The sequence below is a fragment of the Delftia sp. DS1230 genome, from assembly GCF_040112715.1.
GTDB lineage: Bacteria > Pseudomonadota > Gammaproteobacteria > Burkholderiales > Burkholderiaceae_C > Comamonas > Comamonas tsuruhatensis.
This window is the reverse complement of the sequence record NZ_CP157763.1, coordinates 3,373,791-3,393,115: the sequence shown is the minus strand read 5'-3', so window position 1 is coordinate 3,393,115 and position 19,325 is coordinate 3,373,791. Positions and strand designations below refer to the sequence as shown.

Sequence of the window (19,325 nt, the reverse complement as noted above, 5' to 3'; positions counted from 1 at the left end):
CGGCTCCCGTGGCGCTGTCTTTTTCAACAACCGGACCTGTCCTGTGCATTCCCTGACCGCCGCCGTGCAGGCGGCCTTCGCCCCGCAAGGCCTGCTGTCGCGCGCCGAGGCGCAGTTCCTGCCGCGTGAAGGCCAGACCCGCATGGCCCTGGCCGTGGCCCAGGCCATCGAAGAGCGCCAGACCCTGGTCGTGGAGGCCGGCACGGGCGTGGGCAAGACCTATGCCTATCTGGTGCCGGCCCTGCTCAGCGGCCAGCGCGTGCTGGTGTCCACGGCCACGCGTGCGCTGCAGGACCAATTGTTCGCACGGGATCTGCCGCGTCTGGTGGCCGCCCTGGGCATGCCGCTGCGCATGGCGCGCCTCAAGGGGCGCAGCGCCTACCTGTGCCTGGAGCGGCTGGAGCGCGTGCGCCAGGGCCGCACGGCGCCGCAGGACCCGCAGGTGCTGCGCAGCGTGGCCCTGGTCGAGCGCTGGGCGCGCACCACGCGCACAGGTGACCTGGGCGAGCTGCCCGCGCTGGACGAGCGCTCGCCCGCGCTGCCCCTGGTCACCTCCACGCGCGACAACTGCCTGGGCTCGGACTGCCCGCATTGGCAGGGCTGCCATGTCAACGTGGCCCGCCGCACCGCGCTGGACGCCGACGTGGTGGTCATCAACCACCATCTGATGTTTGCCGACCTCGACGTGCGCGATTCGGGTGTGGCCCAACTGCTGCCCAGCGCGGGCGTGGTGGTGGTGGACGAGGCCCACCAGCTCAACGACACCGGCGTGCAGTTCGCTGGCCTGAGCCTGTCGGGCCAGCAATTGACGGGCTATGCCCGCGATGTGCTGCGCGCCGGCCAGGAACTGGCACGCGGCATGGCCGACTGGATGATGCTCTCGGCGCGTGTGGAGCAGGCACTGCGCGAGCTGCGCCTGGCCGCAGGCAAGCCCCCTGTGGGCGGACGTCTGTCCTGGCAGGGCGTGACGCCGCAGGGACTGGACGCCCAGAGCTGGCGCACGGCCCTGGTCACGCTGGGGCGCAGCCTGCGGGCGCTGGTGGAGCCGCTGGTGCAATTGCAGGTCAGCGATCCCGAACTGCGCAGGCTGCTCGAGCGCGGCAGCGAACTGCTGCGGCGCCTGGCCACCTTCGCGGCGGCGGCCGTGCAAGACACGGTGCGCTGGCTGGAATTGGGCAGCCAGCAGATGCGCATGCTGGAGTCTCCGCTGACCATTGCACACATCATGCGCACGCGGCTGCTGGGTCCGACGCAAGCGCAAGAGCAAGAGCATCAGGAAGGAAGCGGGCAAGACGCCGAGCCGCAGGAAAACGCACCCACCGCCGCGTACGAGCCGCCAGCGGGCACCGCCTGGATCTTCACCTCTGCCACGCTGGGCGACGACGAGCGGCTGAGTTGGTTCACCGAGCCCTGCGGACTGCGAGAGGCCCAGGTGCTGCGCGTGGACAGCCCCTTCGACTATGCGCGGCAGGCGGCGCTTTATGTGCCGCGGCCTTTTGCCGAGGCAGGAAGCCCGGCCCACAGCGCCGAGGTGGCACGCCTGGCGCTGGATGCGGCCCAGCGCCTGGGCGGCCGCACTCTGGTGCTGACCACCACGCTGCGTGCCCTGCACGCCATAGGCGACACGCTGCAGCAGTCGCTGGGGCTGTTCGGTGAACTTGATGTGCTGGTCCAGGGGCAGGCGCCCAAGCTGACCTTGATCGAGCGCTTTGTTGCGGCAGGCGAAGGCAAGGGCGCCAGCGCGGGGCGCGGCTGCATTCTCGTGGCATCGGCCACTTTCTGGGAAGGGGTGGATTTGCCTGGCGATGCGCTGCAGCTGGTGGTCATCGACAAGCTGCCGTTTCCGCCGCCCGACGATCCGCTGGTCGAGGCACGGTCGCGCAGTCTGGAATCCGTGGGCCGGCAGGCCTTTGCCGACTACATGCTGCCCGAGGCCGCGATGGCGCTCAAGCAGGGCGCCGGGCGCCTGATCCGGCGCGAGACGGATCGCGGCGTGCTTGTGGTCTGCGATCCCAGATTGACCGCCAAGGGTTATGGGCGGCGGCTGCGCGCTGCGCTGCCGCCCATGCGGACCCTGGAGGACGAGGCGGCCTTTGTTCAGGCCCTGCAGGCGCTGGCGCAGCCTGCGCCGCAGGTCACCACAGTTTCCACCACGACTTCTGCTTTGCCGTGACGTCCTTGTCGGAGTCCTGGCCGTACGAGGCGGTCAGCACGCGCTGCGCATCGTCACGCAGCTGGGTCATGCCCAGTGCATCGTATGAGTTCACCAGGATCTGCATGGCCTCGCGCACGGCGGGCACGCCCTGGTAGTCCTTGACGGCGGTCTGCGCGCGTGCGATGGCGGCCACGTAGGCGCCGCGTCCGTAGTAGTAGCGGGCCACATGGACTTCGTACTGCGCCAGCGAGTTGACGATGTACTGCATGCGCAGCCGCGAGTCTTCGGCGTAGCGCGACTCGGGGAAGCGCGTCACCAGCTCGCGGAATGACTCGAAGGAGTCCTTGGCGGCCTTCTGGTCGCGCTCGGACAGATCCTGGCGCGACAGCCAGGAGAACATGCCCAGGTTGTCATTGAAGTTGACCAGTCCCTTGAGGTACAGGGCGTAGTCGGTGGCGGGGCTGGCCGGGTGCAGCTTCAGGAAGCGGTCCAGCGTGGCCGTGGCCTGGACCTTGTCGCCGCTCTTGTACTGGGCATAGGCCTTGTCGAGCTGGGCCTGCTGGGCCAGGGGCGTGCCGGCGGCACGGCCTTCGAGCTTCTCGAACAGCGGAACGGCCTTGTCGAACGCACCGGACGCGGCTTCGTCGCGCGCCTCGGTATAGATGCGGTCCGGGGTCCACTTGGCAGTAGGGTCTTGTTGCGTACTGGAGCAGGCTGTCAGGACGCCTGCGACCAGCACGGCGGGAACGATGGACAGGGGAATACGCTGCATGGTGGACGTTTCTCGGGCAATCGAAGGGCGGTGAGAGGGTTGGCGGGCAGGGACGCGGGCCGCGCTGAGGGGCCGCATGAAGCCTGATTTTCCCGCAACCGGGCCGAGGCATTGTAACGGCCTGCGATGCCCGCCCCGCAGGCGGGGGCGGCGGCAAAGGCATGGCCGCGAACGGGTCCCGGCATTGCGGAGCTTTCTACAATGGCGCCCATATGTTTGTCCATTTGCGCCTGCACACCGAATTTTCCGTCGTGGACGGAACCAACCGCATCAACGCCATCGTCAAGGCCGCCGCCGAGGATGGGCAGGTCGCACTGGCCGTCACAGACTTCAACAACCTGTTTGGCGGCGTCAAGTTCTATCGCGAAGGCCGGGCCAAGGGCGTCAAGCCCGTGCTGGGCGCGGAAATCCAGATCGAGGGCGAAAACGGCGCCGCGATCTCGCGCATCATCGTGCTGGTGCAAAGCCCGCTGGGCTACCACAACCTGTCCGAGTTGCTGGCCCGGGGCTGGACCCGCAATGTGGTCAAGGGCCAGGCCGTGCACACATGGGCCTGGCTGCAGGAGCTGGGCGAAGGCCTGATCGTGCTGGCCGGCGCCCAGGCCGGCCCGGTGGGCCAGGCACTGATGCGCGGTGACGAGGCCGGCGCAGCAGCCGTCGCCCAGCGGCTGGCGAGCATGTTCCCGCACCGCTTCTTCATCGAGCTGCAGCGCGCAGGCCGGCCTGACGACGAAGCCCATGTGCTGGCCGCCGTGCAACTGGCCGATCGCCTGAACCTGCCCGTGGTCGCCACGCACCCCATACAGTTCTTCGGCCCCGACGACTACGAAGCGCACGAGGCGCGCGTGTGCATCGCCGAGGGCGAGATCCTGGCCAACCCCAAGCGTGTGCGCCGCTTCACGCGCGACCAGCATTTCAAGACCGTTGCGCAGATGCAGGCGCTGTTTGCCGACATTCCCAGCGCCATCGCCAACACCGTGGAAATCGCGCGTCGCTGCAGCCTGACGCTGGTGCTGGGCAAGCCGCAGCTGCCCAACTTCCCCGTGCCCGAAGGCATGACCATGGACGAGTTCTTCCGCCAGGAGTCCTTTGCGGGGCTGGAGGAACGCCTGATCCATCTCTATCCCGACCCCGCCAAGCGCGAGGCCCAGCGCGAACGCTATGTCGAGCGACTGGAGTTCGAGATCGGCACCATCCTCAAGATGGGCTTTCCGGGCTACTTCCTCATCGTGGGTGACTTCATCAAGTGGGCCAAGCTCAACGGCTGTCCCGTGGGTCCGGGCCGCGGATCGGGCGCCGGCTCGCTGGTGGCCTACGTGCTCAAGATCACGGACCTGGACCCGCTGGAATACAACCTGCTGTTCGAGCGTTTCCTCAATCCCGAGCGTGTGTCCATGCCCGACTTCGACGTGGACTTCTGCCAGGCCAACCGCGACCGCGTCATCGACTATGTGAAGCAGCTGTACGGCCGCGACGCCGTCAGCCAGATCGCCACCTTCGGCACCATGGCCGCGCGCGCGGCCATCCGCGACGTGGGCCGCGTGCTGGACATGAGCTACACCTTCTGCGATGGCATCTCCAAGCTCATTCCCAACAAGCCTGGCCTGCACGTCACGCTCAAGTACCCGCCCAACCCCAAGAAGGAGGGCGACAAGTACACCTACGCCATCGAGGCCGAGCCCATGCTGGCCGAGCGCATCGACAAAGAAGAAGACGTCAAGACACTGATTGAAATGGCCCAGAAGCTCGAAGGCATGACACGCAACATCGGCATGCACGCGGGCGGCGTGGTGATTGCCCCGGGCAAGCTGGCCGATTTCTGCCCGCTGTACCAGCAGCCGGGCAGCGACTCGGCCGTGGCCATGTACGACAAGGACGATGTGGAGGCCGTGGGCCTGGTGAAGTTCGACTTTCTGGGCCTGGCCACGCTGACCATCCTGGAGATTGCGCGCGAGTTCATCATCAAGCGCCACAAGGGCCAGGAGAACTTCGCATTCGAGAACATCCCGCTGGACGATGCGCGCACCTACCAGCTGTTTTCCGAGGGCAAGACCGAGGCCGTGTTCCAGTTTGAATCGCGCGGCATGCAGGGCATGCTGCGCGACGCCAAGCCCAGCCGGCTGGAAGACCTGATCGCCCTGAACGCCCTGTACCGCCCGGGACCCATGGACCTGATTCCCAGCTTCGTGGCGCGCAAGCACGGCAAGGAAGTGGTGGAGTATCCGCATCCGCTGGTCGAAAAGGTGCTGGCCGAAACCTACGGGATCATGGTCTACCAGGAGCAGGTGATGCAGACGGCCCAGGTGCTGGGCGGCTACTCGCTGGGCGGCGCCGACCTCTTGCGCCGTGCCATGGGCAAAAAGAAGGTCGAGGAAATGGTCATGCACCGCGGGATCTTCCGCGAGGGCGCGGCCAAGCAGGGCATCAGCGAGGAAAAGGCCGACGAGGTCTTCGACCTGATGGAGAAGTTCGCGGGCTACGGCTTCAACAAGTCGCACGCCGCCGCCTACTCGCTGCTGGCCTATCACACGGCCTGGCTGAAGGTGCACTACACGGCCGAGTTCTACTGCGGGAACATGACCGTGGAAATGGACAACACCGACAAGCTCAAGGTGCTGTACGAAGACGCGCTCAAGATGGGCATCAGCTTCGAGCCGCCGGATGTCAACCGCGGCATGTACCGCTTCGAGCCCGTCACCGACAAGGTCATACGCTATGGCCTGGGTGCCATCAAGGGCACGGGCCAGCAGGCCATCGAGGCCATCATCGCGGCCCGTGAAGGCCGCGGCGTGGGCCCGCGCGGCGCCGACAAGGGGCCGTTCAAGAGCCTGGCCGACTTCTGCGTGCGCGTGGACCGCACGCGCCTGAACAAGCGCACGCTGGAAGCCCTGATCAAGGGCGGTGCCTTCGATGCCATCGAACTGAACCGCGCGGCCCTGGTGGCCTCCATCGACCATGCCTTCGAGTTCGCCAACAAGACGCTGGCCAATGCCAACCAGGGCGGGCTGTTCGACATGATGGGCGAGGACGCCGTGGGCTCCAGCACCCAGGAGCCGCCCCTGGCCGATGCCTTGCCCTGGGGCGTGAAGGAGAGGCTGACCCAGGAAAAGACCGCCGTGGGCTTTTACCTGTCGGGCCATCTGTTCGACGAGGTCGAAAAGGAGGTGCGCCGCTTCGTGCGCACACCGCTGGCCGAGCTGCGCGACAGCCGCGAGCCCCAGACCCTGGCCGGCATCATCAGCGACTTCCGCGCCATCAATGGCCAGCGCGGGCGGCTGGGCCTGTTCAAGATCGATGACGGCTCGGGCGTGATCGAGGCCTCGGTGGACGAGAACACGCTCAATACCTATCGCGATCTGCTCAAGGACGACGAATTCGTCGTCATCACCGGGCGCCTGCAGCTGGACCACTTCAGCGGTGGCCTGCGCATGAAGGCACAGCAGCTGTTCAACCTGGCCGATGCGCGCTGCCGCTTCGCGCGCTACCTGCAGGTCAGCGTGGGCGAGAAGATGCCCGACGTGGTCGGCCTGCTGCGCCAGTTCCCCGCCGTGGTGGAGCAGGGCGAGCATGGCGAGCTGCAGCGCGGCATGAAAGTGCGCCTGGGACTGGTCTGCGAGGACGAGCGCGGCTCGGCCAGCTGCGAGCTGGCCCTGGGCGACGGCAGCCGCTTCTATCCCAGCGACGCGGCCCTGGCCGCCTGGTATGCCCAGGCGGGCAGCGCCCAGGTCAAGGTGGTCTACGAATGACGCGCAAGGTGGCGCAGCGTCCGGTGGCGGCAAGCAGGCACTGCTTTGGTGCGTGCTGGCCAGCCCGGGCAGGCGCCGCGCTTGAATTCTTCAGGCACGCCTCGCATATCCCTTCCGGAAAACAGTGGCTCCGATGGCTAGAATGATTTTCATGGCAACCCAACCCCCTTCGACCCCTCCTGCCATTCCCACAGTGCGGCCCGTGTCCGATGACGACGGCGCCGTGGTGCTGGAGCGGCGGCGCCAGCGCGTGCAGCCGCCGCAGATGTACCAGGTCGTGATGCTCAACGATGACTTCACGCCCATGGAATTCGTCATCATCGTCCTGCAGGAACTCTTCGGCAAGGACCGCGAAACGGCCACCCAGATCATGCTCAAGATCCATCTCGACGGCCGCGGCGTCTGCGGCGTGTACTCGCGCGATGTGGCGGCCACCAAGGTCGAGCAGGTGCTGCAGGCCGCCCAGAAAGCGGGCCATCCGTTGCAGGCCATGTTCGAGCCTGTTGAATAAACCCGGGCCGCCCTGATTTATGGTTGCAGTCAATAATCCCCAGCAAGCGAAAAGGAGTCATCAATGATCGCCCAGGAACTGGAAGTCAGCTTGCACATGGCCTTTGTCGAAGCACGCCAGCAGCGCCACGAGTTCATCACCGTGGAACACCTGCTGCTGGCCCTGCTGGACAACCCCAGTGCAGCGGAAGTGCTGCGCGCCTGCTCAGCCAACATCGATGACCTGCGCTCGGCCCTGTCCAACTTCATCAAGGACAACACGCCCCAGGTCGCGGGCACCGACGAAGTGGACACGCAGCCCACGCTGGGTTTCCAGCGTGTGATTCAGCGCGCCATCATGCATGTGCAATCGACCGGCAACGGCAAGAAGGAAGTCACGGGCGCCAACGTGCTCGTGGCCATCTTCGGTGAAAAGGACTCGCATGCCGTCTACTACCTGCACCAGCAGGGCGTGACGCGCCTGGACGTGGTCAATTTCATCGCCCACGGCATCAAGAAGGGCGAGCCGCCCGAGCCTGCGAAGGCGGAGAACCCTGCGGAATCCGAAGAGGGTGCCGGTGGCGAACGCAACGAAAAGGCCTCGCCCCTGGAGCAGTTCACGCTGAACCTCAACCAGGCGGCCAAGGACGGCAAGATCGATCCGCTGATCGGGCGCGACTACGAGGTCGAGCGCACCATCCAGATCCTGTGCCGCCGCCGCAAGAACAACCCTCTGCTGGTCGGCGAGGCCGGCGTGGGCAAGACCGCGATCGCCGAGGGCCTGGCCTGGCGCATCACCGAAGGCAAGGTGCCCGAGGTGCTGACCGAGGCCGTGGTCTATTCGCTGGACATGGGCGCGCTGCTGGCAGGCACCAAGTACCGTGGCGATTTCGAGCAGCGCCTCAAGGGCGTGCTCAAGTCGCTGAAGGACAAGCCCAACGCCATCCTGTTCATCGACGAGATCCACACGCTGATCGGCGCGGGCGCCGCTTCGGGCGGCACGCTGGACGCGTCCAACCTGCTCAAGCCGGCGCTGTCCAGCGGCCAGCTCAAGTGCATCGGCGCCACCACGTTCACCGAGTACCGCGGCATCTTCGAGAAGGACGCGGCCCTGTCGCGGCGCTTCCAGAAGGTGGATGTGGTCGAGCCCACGGTGGCCGAGACCGTTGACATCCTCAAGGGCCTGAAGTCGCGCTTCGAGGAGCACCACAGCGTGCAGTACGCCGCCGCCGCCCTGCAGGCTGCGGCCGAGCTGTCGGCCAAGTACATCAATGACCGCCACCTGCCCGACAAGGCCATCGACGTGATCGACGAGGCCGGCGCCGCGCAGCGCATCATTCCGGTGGAGCAGCGCAAGCAGACCATCGACAAGGCCGAGATCGAGGCCATCGTGGCCAAGATCGCGCGCATTCCGCCTGCCAACGTGTCCAACGACGACCGCAGCAAGCTGCAGACGCTGGAGCGCGACCTCAAGAGCGTGGTCTTCGGCCAGGACAAGGCGCTTGAGGCGCTGGCCTCCTCGGTCAAGATGGCGCGCTCGGGCCTGGGCAAGCCGGACAAGCCGATCGGCTCCTTCCTGTTCTCGGGCCCCACCGGCGTGGGCAAGACGGAAGCGGCCAAGCAGCTGGCCTACATTCTGGGCGTGGACCTGATCCGCTTCGACATGTCGGAGTACATGGAGCGCCATGCCGTCAGCCGCCTGATCGGCGCGCCTCCGGGCTATGTGGGCTTTGACCAGGGTGGTCTGCTGACCGAGGCCGTGACCAAGAAGCCGCATTCGGTGCTGCTGCTCGACGAAATCGAGAAGGCACATCCGGACATCTTCAACGTGCTGCTGCAGGTCATGGACCACGGCACGCTGACGGACAACAACGGGCGCAAGGCCGACTTCCGCAACGTGATCCTCATCATGACCACGAACGCGGGTGCAGAGACCATCAACAAGGCCTCGATCGGCTTCACCAACCCGCGCCAGGCCGGCGACGAAATGGGCGACATCAAGCGCCTGTTCACGCCGGAGTTCCGCAACCGTCTGGACGCCATCGTCAGCTTCAAGCCGCTGGACGAGCAGGTCATCCTGCGCGTGGTCGACAAGTTCCTGCTGCAGCTGGAGCAGCAACTGGCCGAAAAGCGCGTGGAGGTCACCTTCACCGATGCGCTGCGCAAGCACCTGGCCAGGAAGGGCTTCGATCCGCTCATGGGCGCCCGTCCCATGCAGCGCCTGATCCAGGACACCATCCGGCGCTCGCTGGCCGACGAGCTGCTGTTCGGGCAGCTGGTCGACGGTGGCCGCCTGGAAGTGGACTGGGTGGTCGATGCCGACGATGCCGAAAAGGGCGAGGTCAGGCTCGACATCACGCCCCAGCCCAGGCAGGACCCGGCTTCCGAGCCGGCCGAGCCCAAAGAGGCCACCGCCGACTGATGTGCATCGCCTGATGCCCATCGCGCAAGCCGACAGCCCCCCGGGCTGCCGGCTTTTTCTTTGATCCGCCCGAAGGAGTCTTTGTGGAGTGGTTTCGTCAGTACCTGACCCATGAGAATGCGCTGCTGCTGCTGTCGGTGACCTGGTCGGTCTATGTGGTGATCGTCGCGGTGTGGATCCTTCTGCAGCGCAGCGCACCCGTGGCCACACTGAGCTGGCTGCTGTCCATGGCGGCGATTCCCGTGGGCGGGCTGGCCATCTACTATTTCTTCGGCCCGCAACGGCTCAAGCGCCAGCGCATCAAGCGGCTGCGCGCGCGCAAGACATCGCGCGTGCGCTCGGGCGTGCAGCGGCTGCGCGAGCGCATGCCCGGCAGTCCCGAGCGCCTGCACCAGGTCGCGCGACTGGTGGCCGCCACCAGCGACTTTCCGGTGAGCACGGCCACCGACCTGCGGCTGCTGGTCGGTGGCGCGGCCACCTTCGACGCCATCATCGACGCGGTGAATGCCGCGCGCCACCACATCCACCTCGAGTACTACATCTTCGAGCCCGACCAGACCGGCACGGCCCTGCGCGACCTGCTGATACAGCGGGCCCGCGCAGGCATACAGGTGCGCCTGCTGGTGGATGCCCTGGGCTCCAAGAAGCTGGGGCGGCGCTTTCTGCGGCCGTTGGAGGAAGCCGGCGCCGAGGTGGCGCTGTTCCATGACTCCAGGATCGGGCGGCGCCTGCGCCCCGTTATCAATTTCCGCACCCACCGCAAGATCCTGGTGTGCGACGGCAAGGTGGGCTTCACGGGCGGCGTCAACGTGACCGACGAAGAGAACGCGCGTGTCATGCCCGATGCCTACCACGACGTGCACCTGCGCCTGGAGGGCGCCATCGTCAACTGGCTGCAGACCGTGTTCCTCGAGGACTGGGCCTACGCCCTCGAAAAGGACCCCAAGAGCGAGCCCGCCGACATTGACCTGCTGCTGCCGGACGCGCCCGAGGGCCCGCTGCCCGTGCAGATCATCACCTCCGGCCCCGACAACGGCCTACAGGCCATCTACCGCGCCCATCTTGCGGCCATCAACGCGGCCGAGGAGCGTGTCTGGCTGACCACGCCGTACTTCGTTCCCACGGAGGCCGCGCTGGCCGCGCTCACCAATGCCTCGCTGCGCGGCGTGGATGTGCAGTTGCTGGTGCCGCGCCGCTCCGATTCGGCCCTGGTCACGGCGGCCGCGCGCTCCTACTACGACGAACTGATCCGCTGCGGCGTGCGCGTCTACGAATACAAGGCGCGCATGCTGCACTCCAAGACGCTGGTGGTGGACGGCAGCATCTCCATCATCGGCACGGCCAACTTCGACTACCGCAGCTTCTTCCTGAACTACGAAGTCTGCGCCATCGCCTACGGGCCCCAGCTCAATGGCGACCTGGCGCGCCAGTTCGAGCTGGACCTGGAGCAGGCGCAGCGCGTGCATTTCAAGCGCGACCTGGGCTTCGCACTGCGCCTGTTCGACTCCGGCGCGCGCCTTTGCTCACCCTTGCTGTGATGTCCGGACGCACTTTTTTCGCAGGCATACTCGCCCGATGGCCCATACCTTCTTCTGGCACGACTACGAGACCTTCGGCGCCCAGCCGCGCTATGACCGGCCCGCGCAATTCGCGGGCATCCGCACGGATGCGGAACTCAATGAAATCGGCGAGCCCGTCATGTGGTATTGCCAGCCGGCAGGCGACTACCTGCCCGATCCGCAGTCCTGCCTGATCACCGGCATCACGCCCCAGCAATGCCTGGAGCAGGGCATGCCCGAGGCCCAGTTCGCCGCCCGCATCGAGGCGGAACTGGCCCAGGCCGGCACCGTGGGCGTGGGCTACAACACCATCCGTTTTGACGACGAGATCACGCGCTTCATGTTCTGGCGCAACCTCATCGACCCCTATGCGCGCGAATGGCAAAACGGCTGCGGGCGCTGGGACCTGCTGGACGTGGTGCGCATGGTCTATGCGCTGCGCCCCGAAGGCATTGTCTGGCCGAAAAAGGAGGATGGATCTCCAAGCTTCAAGCTCGAGGACCTGGCCCGCGCCAACGGCCTGCTGCACGAGAAGGCGCACGACGCCCTGTCCGACGTGCGTGCCACCATCGGGCTGGCCCGACTGATCCGCAAGGTCCAGCCCAGATTGTTCGACTTCGCCTTCTCGCTGCACAAGAAGGACCGGGTGCTGCAGGAAATGGGCCTGCCGGCCGAGCCGGCGCATGCCAGGCCCTTTCTGCACGTCAGCGGCATGATCCGGCCCGAGCGCGGCTGCATCGCCGTCATGTGGCCGCTGGCCACGCACCCCACCAACAAGAACGAGATCATCTGCTGGGATCTGGCGCAGGACCCGTCCGAGCTGGCCTCCATCGACGTGGACACGCTGCGCCTGCGCCTGTTCTCGCGCGCGGCCGACCTGCCCGAAGGCATGCAGCGCCTGCCCATCAAGAGCATCCACGTCAACAAGTCGCCCATGGTGGTCGGCAGCCTCAAGACGCTGAGCCCGGCCATGGCCGCGCAATGGGGCATCGATGTGGAGCAGTGCATGGGCCATGCGGCCATTGCACGGGACCTGCCCGACATGAGCGCGCTGTGGCGTGCCGTTCACCAGCGCCCTGCGCAGGAAGGGCTGGATGCCGACCAGGACCTGTACGGCGGTTTCGTGGGCAATGAGGACCGGCGCCGCCTGAACCACCTGCGCAGCCTGTCCGCGCAGGAGCTGGCGCTGGACCGCACGGGCTTCGACGATGCACGCCTGACCGAGCTGCTGTTCCGCTACCGCGCCCGCAATTTCCCCGCCAGCCTGAACCCGGCCGAGCGCCAGCGCTGGCTGCAGCACTGCGCGGCCTGCCTGATCGAAGGCAAGGGCGGCGCACGCACGGCCGAGCAGATGTTTGCCATGGTCGATCAGCTATCGGAAACTGCCGACGAGCGCGGCGAGGAGATCCTGGGGGCGCTGTATGACTATGCCGAGGCGATCATGCCGGAACTTTAGTTCCCCCTGAGCCGCTGCGCGGCTTCTCCCGAGAGGTGCGACACCCTCGCGGCGGGGCGGCCGGCGTAGGCACTTGCTCGGTCTTCCTCGCCTTGGACCGCGCCGGCTTCAGGCGCAGCGCCCATTTGTGCCTTCACCCAAAGAACTTGTAGCAGACCACGATGGCCGCCACCACGCCGGCCAGTTCGGCGATGAGGGCGCAGGGCACGGCGTGGCGGGCACGCTGTATGCCCACGGCGCCGAAGTAGACGGCCAGGACGTAGAAGGTGGTTTCGGTGCTGCCCTGGATGGTGGCGGCCACCAGGGCGGCGAAGCTGTCCACGCCCTGGGTCTGCATGGTCTCGATCAGCATGGCGCGCGCCGCGCTGCCCGAGAAGGGTTTGACCAGGGCCGTGGGCAGGGCGTCCACGAAGCGGGCGTCCATGCCCATGGCATCGACCCCCCAGCGTATGCCCGACAGCGCATACTCCAGCGCGCCCGATGCGCGGAACACGCCCACGGCGCAGAGCATGGCCACCAGGTAGGGCAGCAGGCCCTTGGCCACGTCAAAGCCTTCCTTGGCGCCCTCGATGAAGCTGTCGTAGACCGCGACCTTGCGCCAGGCGCCCAGGGTGACGAACAGCACGATCAGGGCAAACAGCGTCAGGTTGCCCAGCAGCGATGACAGCTGGGCCAGTGCGGCCGCCGACAGCGTGGCCAGAAAGGCCATGAAGCCTGCCAGCGCCAGGCCCAGCGGCAGCAGATAGCCCAGCACCACGGGGCTCCACAGCGGCAGCCTCTGCACGGCGGCCACTGCCAGCAGGCCGACCAGGGTCGAGGCCGAGGTGGCCAGCAAGATCGGCAGAAAGACCAGGGTGGGATCGGGCGCACCCTGCTGCATGCGGTACATGAAGATGGTCACGGGCAGCAAGGTCAGCGACGACGCATTGAGCACCAGGAACAGGATCTGCGCATTGGTGGCGGTGTCGGGCCGGGGGTTGAGCTCCTGCAGCGAGCGCATGGCCTTCAGGCCCATGGGCGTGGCCGCGTTGTCCAGTCCCAGCCCGTTGGCCGCGAAGTTCAGCGTGATCAGGCCCAGGGCCGGATGGCCGCGCGGCACCTCGGGCATGAGCCTGGCGAACAACGGGCCCAGCACGCGCGCCAGCCACTCCACCACGCCGGCCTTCTCTGCGATGCGCAGAAAGCCCAGCCACAGCGTCAGCGTGCCGAACAGCAGCACCATGACCTCGACCGACAGCCTGGCCATGGCAAACAGCGCCTGCACCATGGCCGAGAAAATCCCGGCCTGGCCGCCGACCAGCCATTGGGCCAGCGCAGCCACGGCCGCCACCAGAAAAAAGCCCAGCCACAAGGCATTCAGCATGGATTCCCGTCCCTCACGAGGCAATTGCAAGCCGCCATTGTGGGGCCAGCCGCAGGGCTTACGGGCCAGGGCGGCAGGGCATTGACAGGGCTCCGTTATCCTCGCGGCCCCGTGGTCCGAGGACCGCACCATTGCTGCAAAGGATTCCATGCCCCAGGTGATAGGACAGGTGAGCGTCGCCGTGCGCGACTATGACGAGGCGCTGCGCTTTTATGTGGGCGCGCTGGGCTTCGTGCTGATCGAGGACACCGCCCTGTCCGAGGGCAAGCGCTGGGTCACCGTGGCTCCCGGTGGCGGCGGTGTGCGCCTGCTGCTGGCCCGTGCCACGAATGAGGAACAGGCCGCGCGCGTGGGCAACCAGACGGGCGGGCGCGTGTTCCTGTTCCTGCAGACCGACGACTGCCTGCGCGACTTCGAAGCCTACCGCTCGCGCGGCGTGCGCTTTGTGCAGGACCCCCAGCGCAAGCCCCATGGCACCGTGGCCGTGTTCGAAGACCTCTACGGCAATCTGTGGGATCTCATCGAGCCGCATCCGGCGCGTTGAGGGCCGAAGGCGCGCTGCTTCAGCGGCTGGCCACGATGAACAGCCTGGGGAAGGGCAGCAGCACCGTGCCATCGTCCAGCGCGGGGTAGGCCTGGGAGATGGCCTGCAGATACGCTGCGTAGAAGCCGGCCTTTTGCTCCTCGTCCAGCGGCGCGACGAAGGGGCGCAGCGCCGAACCCTTGAACCACTCAACCACCGCGGCATGGCCGCCCGCCAGCGGGTGGAAGTAGGTGGTGCGCCAGACATCGACGTTGCTGCAGTGCGGGCGAAGCAGGGCGTAGTAGAAGTCCGCGCTGTGACGTGCGGGGTGGCGCACATCGCCAATCGTGGCAGCCCATGGGCCGCTGGCGGCCACTTCGCGTGCCAGCCGGTGGGCCGGTTCTTCCAGGTTGTCCGGTGTCTGCACGGCCAGGCTGCCACCGGGGGCCAGGTGGCTGACGAGGCGCGGGTAAAGCTGCTGGTGGTCGGGCAGCCACTGCAGCGAGGCATTGGCCAGGATCACGTCCTGCGGCTGGTCGGGCTGCCAGGTGGCGATGTCGGCCAGGCAGAAGGCCGTGCCCGGCAGCCGCTTGCGTGCGGCATCCAGCATGTCCTCGGAATTGTCCAGTCCCGTCATGGTGGCCCCGGGGAAGCGCTGGGCCAGGACCTCGGTGGAGTTGCCGGGGCCGCAGCCCAGGTCCACGGCCAGCCGCACGGCGCGGCCAGGCAGATCGGGAATGGCGGCCACCAGGTCGCGCACGGGGCGGGTGCGTTCCTGCTCGAACGTTGTGTACTGCTTTGCGGACCAGGTCATCGTGTTGCCTTTCAGGTAGGTGTGTTTGTGGGGCGCGAGCGTAAATCCGTCCATTCATGATTGCAAATGCCACAATTGAAGTCTTCCCATACCTTGAAAGTATTGATGTGCCCGAGCTTCGCCAACTGCGCGCCTTCGTCGCCATCGCCGAGGAAGGCCACATCACGCGTGCGGCCGAGCGCCTGGGCATGCAGCAGCCGCCGCTGACGCGGTTGCTGCAGGGCCTTGAGCACGAATTGGGCGTGGAGCTGGTGCAGCGCCTGCCGCGCGGCGTGCGGCCCACGGCGGCGGGGCTGGCGCTGCTGGAAGAGGCCAGGGCGCTGCTGGCCCGCTCCGATGGGCTGGCCGAAGTGGTGGGCCGTGCCGCCCGCGGCGAGACGGGCCGGCTGGCCGTGGGTTTCACCAGCTCTGCCGCACTGCATCCCTTTGTGCCCGGCGTGCTGCGCATGTTCCGCCAGCAGGCGCCCGGCGTCGCGGTGGCGCTGGAGGAGGCGGGCACGGGCGAGCTCATGGATGCATTGTTGCAAGAGCGGCTGGACGCGGCCTTTGTGCGCTCGCCCCTGCACGGCAGCCAGGGGCTGCAGGCCGTGCCGATTCTGGAGGAGCCCATGCTGCTGGCCCTGCCGGCAGGGCATGCGCTGGCACGCCCATTGCGCCGGCCCGTGCCTTTGCCGCAGCTCGCCTCGGAGGATTTCGTGCTGTACCGGCGCAGGGTGGGGCAGGGCCTGTACGACGCCATTCTCAAGGCCTGCCTGGAGGCCGGTTTCAGCCCGCGCGTGGTGCAGGAGGCGCCGCGCATGACGGCGACGCTGAGCCTGGTCTCGGCAGGGCTGGGGCTGTCCATCGTGCCTGCCTCCATGCAGCGCCTGCGCAGCGACGGCATTGCCTACCGCACGCTGTCGCAATGCCCGGGGCTGGCCGCTCCGCTGCATCTGGCCACGCGCGTGGGCGATGCGTCTGCGGTGCTGCGAAGGTTCCAGGACCTGGTTGCCACGGCGGCCGTGGCGGAGTCCTGAAGGTGCGGACTAGGGTGACCTGGTTGCTGCGCGTGCGGCAGCGCGAGGACCGCCGCGCTGCCTGACCACGGTGCGCGCGCATTCCACCAGCTTGTGGATCAGCGGCAGGCGTGCCGAAGAGCGCAGCCACATCACACCGAAGCGCCGCGACTGCGATTCCTCGGGCAGGGCCAGCCGCACCACGCCCTGGCCATCGGGCAGGTTCAGGGCCGTGTCGGGCACCAGGGAGACGCCCAGGCCCCTGTCCACCATCATGGCAATCGCCACCAGCGAGCTCAGTTCAAAGCGCTCCTGTGGAGCGATCTGCGCGGCGCGCAGGTAGCGCTCCACCATCTGGCCGCCGCCCAGGCTGCGGTCATAGCGGATCAGCGGCTGGGTGCGCAGCAGCGTGTGCGGGTCCAGGTGCGCCAGCTGGCGCGGCACCAGCAGCACCAGCGGCTCCTCGCGCAGCAGTGTCCAGTCGAAGGTCTTGGCCAGGGCGAACGAGGGGTGCAGGCAGACCGCCGCATCCAGCTCGCCCTGCCGCACGGCCTCGTACAGCTCGCGCGTGGTGGCCGACCGCAGGAACACCTTGGCGTCGGGGCACTTCTTCACGAAGCCGGCCAGGATGTCGGGCAGCAGGCTGTGCAGCGCCGTGTTGATGGTGCCTATGACCAGTTCCCCGGCCGTGCCTTCCTGGCTGACATGGGTCTTGGCATTGGCCAGTTCGCGCAGCAACTGCGGCGCGGATTGGGCCAGGCGGTGGCCGGCCGGGGTGGGCAGCACGGTGCGGCCTGCGCGGGCCAGCAGGGGGGCGTCGAACTCGCGCTCCAGGATGCGGATCTGCTGGGCCACGGCGGCGGCCGTGATGTCCAGGCGCCGCGCGGCCTCGGCCATGGAGCCGGTCTCCACCACGAGCAGGAAGCTGTGCAGGTAGCTGGTTTCCATAAACAAAGAATTTGTGTGGTTTGAACAAATATTACCTGTGTTTCTCTTGGCTTTCTGCCGCCCACAATGCGGGCCATGAGAAGCAAACTGTTTGTTCCCGCATCGCGTCCCGAGCTGTTCGCCAAGGCCCTGGCCGGCGAGGCCGACGCACTGTCCTTCGACCTGGAGGACGCGGTGGCCGAGGCCCGCAAGGACGAGGCGCGCGGCCTGCTGCGCAGCTTCCTGCTCACCCCTGAAAGCCGGGGCCACGGCAAGACGCTCATCGTGCGCGTCAACGCCATGGACACGCCGCATTTCGGAGCCGACATCGCCGAGATGGTGCGCGAAGGCGTGCACCTCATCAATCTGCCCAAGCCCGAGACCGTGCAGCAGGTGCGCGAGGCCGCACAGCGCATTGCCGAGGCGGCAGATGCCAACGGCGTGCCCCAGGCGCCTGGCCTGCTGCTCAACATCGAAACACCCCGCGCCCTGCGCTGCGCTGCCGAACTGGCCAGCGCCCACGCCAGCGTGGCCGGCCTGCAGATGGGGCTGGGCGACCTGTTCGAGCCCTTTGGCGTGAACCGGCGCGAGCCCGCCGCCATTGCCCAGGTGCTGCTTGCCGTGCGCATGGCCGCTGCCGAGGCAGGCATCTATGCCTATGACGGCGCCTTTGCCGACATCCGCGACAGCGACGGCTTCAGCGCCGAGGCGCGGCTGTCGCGCGGCCTGGGCTTTCTGGGCAAGACGTGCATACACCCCAGCCAGGTCGCGCTGGCCAATGCGGTCTACCAGCCGACCGAGCAGGAAATCGGGCACGCCCTGAAGGTGGTGGAGGCGGCCCGCCAGGCAGATGCCAACGCCCTGGGCGCCTATGTGGTGGACGGAAAGATGGTGGACAAGCCCTTTGTGCTGCGTGCCCAGGCCATCGTGGCTGCGGCGCATGCACAGGGGCTGCTGGCGGCCTGAACGGGCGGCCGGCAATCCGATGCCCCGGCATCCCGCATGCCGGGCATCCCCATGACAAGAAACAGTACAGGAGACAAAGACATGAGCATTTCCCATTGCCGCGCGCGGCGCAGGCTGGTGGCGCTGGCCGCCACCACAACGGTGGCCACGCTGGTCGGCCTGGCTTCGCCGGGATTGATGGCGCAGGGCGCCTTCCCGTCCAAGGCCATCACCATGGTGGTTCCCTATCCGCCCGGTGGCTCCAACGACGTGTTCGCACGCCAGGTGGCCAAGGAAATGGGCGATCTGCTCAAGCAGACCGTGATCGTGGACAACCGGCCCGGCGCCAGCGGCAACACCGGCACGGCCTCGGTGGCCAAGGCGACGGCGGACGGCTACACGCTGGTGGCGGTGTCGTCGAGCGTGACCACGAATGCCGCGGTGCAGGCCAAGATGCCCTTCGATCCCGTCAAGGACCTGGCGCCCGTGGCCATGTTTGCCAAGGGCCCGCTGGTGGTGGCCGTGAACAACGAATTCCCGGCCAGGACGCCGCAGGATCTGGTGCGCGCCATCAAGGCCAGCCCGGGCCAGTTCAACTACGCCACCTCGGGCACCGGCAGCATCAACCACTTCGCGACCGAGATGATGCGCTCCATGGTGCCGGGCATGGACATCATGCATGTGCCCTACAAGGGCCAGGGGCCGGCCGTGACCGATGTGATCGGCAACCAGGTGCAGATGCTGGTCTCCAGTGGCCCGTCCATCCTGCCCATGGTGCGCAACGGCAAGCTGCGCGCCATCGGCATCACCAGCCTCAAGCCCAGCCCCATTGCGCCGGACCTGACGCCCATGGCAACGGCCATCCCGGGCTACGAATTCGATCTGTGGTGGGGGCTGCTGGCGCCTGCGGGCACGCCCGCCGACATCGTGGACCGCCTCAACCAGGCTGTGAACCAGGTGCTGGCCAAGCCGACCATCCAGGCCAGCTTCCTGCGCGAAGGCGCCATTGCCAACCCCGTGACGCCGCAGCAGTTCGCACAGGTGATCCGCAGCGACGTGGCGCGCTGGAAGCAGCTCGCCAAGGACCGCAATATCCAGGCCGATTGAACCCGGCCGCTCGCGGGAGGCGCCCCAGGCCTTCCCGCTTCCCTATCAGGAG

General features: G+C 67.3%; 14 protein-coding genes. 10 read left to right on the top strand and 4 right to left on the bottom strand.

Annotated features, from left to right (window positions below; translation table 11 throughout):
• Nucleotides 1-43 precede the first annotated feature (43 nt).
• Nucleotides 44-2,173 carry an ATP-dependent DNA helicase gene (locus AAN986_RS15250; RefSeq protein ID WP_047218166.1) on the top strand — a complete coding sequence of 710 codons (2,130 nt, stop codon included), beginning with the start codon at nucleotides 44-46 and terminating at the stop codon, nucleotides 2,171-2,173.
• Here AAN986_RS15250 and AAN986_RS15245 read toward each other — a convergent pair.
• Complete coding sequence (locus AAN986_RS15245) at nucleotides 2,136-2,927, bottom strand: outer membrane protein assembly factor BamD (protein WP_016454842.1); 792 nt, start codon at nucleotides 2,925-2,927, stop codon at nucleotides 2,136-2,138. The genes AAN986_RS15250 and AAN986_RS15245 overlap by 38 nt on opposite strands.
• Before the next feature lie 212 nt (nucleotides 2,928-3,139).
• Here AAN986_RS15245 and dnaE point away from each other — a divergent pair, with 212 nt between their 5' ends.
• From dnaE to sbcB, 5 genes are all read left to right on the top strand, one after another.
• The gene (dnaE, locus tag AAN986_RS15240) at nucleotides 3,140-6,673 is read left to right on the top strand and encodes a DNA polymerase III subunit alpha (protein ID WP_047218165.1); all 3,534 of its coding nucleotides are present in this window, start codon (nucleotides 3,140-3,142) and stop codon (nucleotides 6,671-6,673) included.
• 133 nt (nucleotides 6,674-6,806) lie between these two features.
• Nucleotides 6,807-7,184, top strand: a complete 378-nt coding sequence (gene clpS, locus AAN986_RS15235; RefSeq protein ID WP_016454840.1) for an ATP-dependent Clp protease adapter ClpS — start codon at nucleotides 6,807-6,809, stop codon at nucleotides 7,182-7,184.
• Between the two features lie 63 nt (nucleotides 7,185-7,247).
• A complete protein-coding gene (gene clpA, locus AAN986_RS15230; RefSeq protein ID WP_016446866.1) occupies nucleotides 7,248-9,584 on the top strand; it encodes an ATP-dependent Clp protease ATP-binding subunit ClpA in 2,337 nt (778 codons plus the stop codon).
• Between the two features lie 83 nt (nucleotides 9,585-9,667).
• Complete coding sequence (gene cls / locus AAN986_RS15225; protein WP_047218164.1) at nucleotides 9,668-11,122, top strand: cardiolipin synthase; 1,455 nt, start codon at nucleotides 9,668-9,670, stop codon at nucleotides 11,120-11,122.
• A gap of 37 nt (nucleotides 11,123-11,159) precedes the next feature.
• Nucleotides 11,160-12,599 carry an exodeoxyribonuclease I gene (gene sbcB / locus AAN986_RS15220; RefSeq protein ID WP_017404791.1) on the top strand — a complete coding sequence of 480 codons (1,440 nt, stop codon included), beginning with the start codon at nucleotides 11,160-11,162 and terminating at the stop codon, nucleotides 12,597-12,599.
• A gap of 133 nt (nucleotides 12,600-12,732) precedes the next feature.
• Here the strand turns inward: sbcB and AAN986_RS15215 are convergent, their stop codons facing one another.
• Nucleotides 12,733-13,962, bottom strand: a complete 1,230-nt coding sequence (locus tag AAN986_RS15215; RefSeq protein ID WP_047218163.1) for a spore maturation protein — start codon at nucleotides 13,960-13,962, stop codon at nucleotides 12,733-12,735.
• 148 nt (nucleotides 13,963-14,110) lie between these two features.
• Between AAN986_RS15215 and AAN986_RS15210 the strand changes: the two genes are divergently transcribed.
• Nucleotides 14,111-14,506, top strand: coding sequence for a VOC family protein (locus AAN986_RS15210; protein WP_013802649.1), 396 nt, complete (start codon nucleotides 14,111-14,113; stop codon nucleotides 14,504-14,506).
• A 19-nt stretch (nucleotides 14,507-14,525) separates the two neighbouring features.
• Here the strand turns inward: AAN986_RS15210 and tam are convergent, their stop codons facing one another.
• A complete protein-coding gene (gene tam, locus AAN986_RS15205) occupies nucleotides 14,526-15,299 on the bottom strand; it encodes a trans-aconitate 2-methyltransferase (RefSeq protein WP_193616005.1) in 774 nt (257 codons plus the stop codon).
• Between the two features lie 107 nt (nucleotides 15,300-15,406).
• Between tam and AAN986_RS15200 the strand changes: the two genes are divergently transcribed.
• A complete protein-coding gene (locus AAN986_RS15200) occupies nucleotides 15,407-16,315 on the top strand; it encodes a LysR family transcriptional regulator (RefSeq protein WP_206424524.1) in 909 nt (302 codons plus the stop codon).
• 9 nt (nucleotides 16,316-16,324) lie between these two features.
• Here the strand turns inward: AAN986_RS15200 and AAN986_RS15195 are convergent, their stop codons facing one another.
• Nucleotides 16,325-17,242, bottom strand: coding sequence for a LysR family transcriptional regulator (locus tag AAN986_RS15195; protein ID WP_016446874.1), 918 nt, complete (start codon nucleotides 17,240-17,242; stop codon nucleotides 16,325-16,327).
• A gap of 75 nt (nucleotides 17,243-17,317) precedes the next feature.
• Between AAN986_RS15195 and AAN986_RS15190 the strand changes: the two genes are divergently transcribed.
• Nucleotides 17,318-18,187 carry a CoA ester lyase gene (locus AAN986_RS15190; RefSeq protein WP_047218161.1) on the top strand — a complete coding sequence of 290 codons (870 nt, stop codon included), beginning with the start codon at nucleotides 17,318-17,320 and terminating at the stop codon, nucleotides 18,185-18,187.
• 81 nt (nucleotides 18,188-18,268) lie between these two features.
• Nucleotides 18,269-19,273 (top strand): tripartite tricarboxylate transporter substrate binding protein, encoded by a 1,005-nt coding sequence (locus AAN986_RS15185; protein WP_047218160.1) that lies wholly within the window; start codon nucleotides 18,269-18,271, stop codon nucleotides 19,271-19,273.
• The last annotated feature ends 52 nt before the right edge of the window (nucleotides 19,274-19,325 follow it).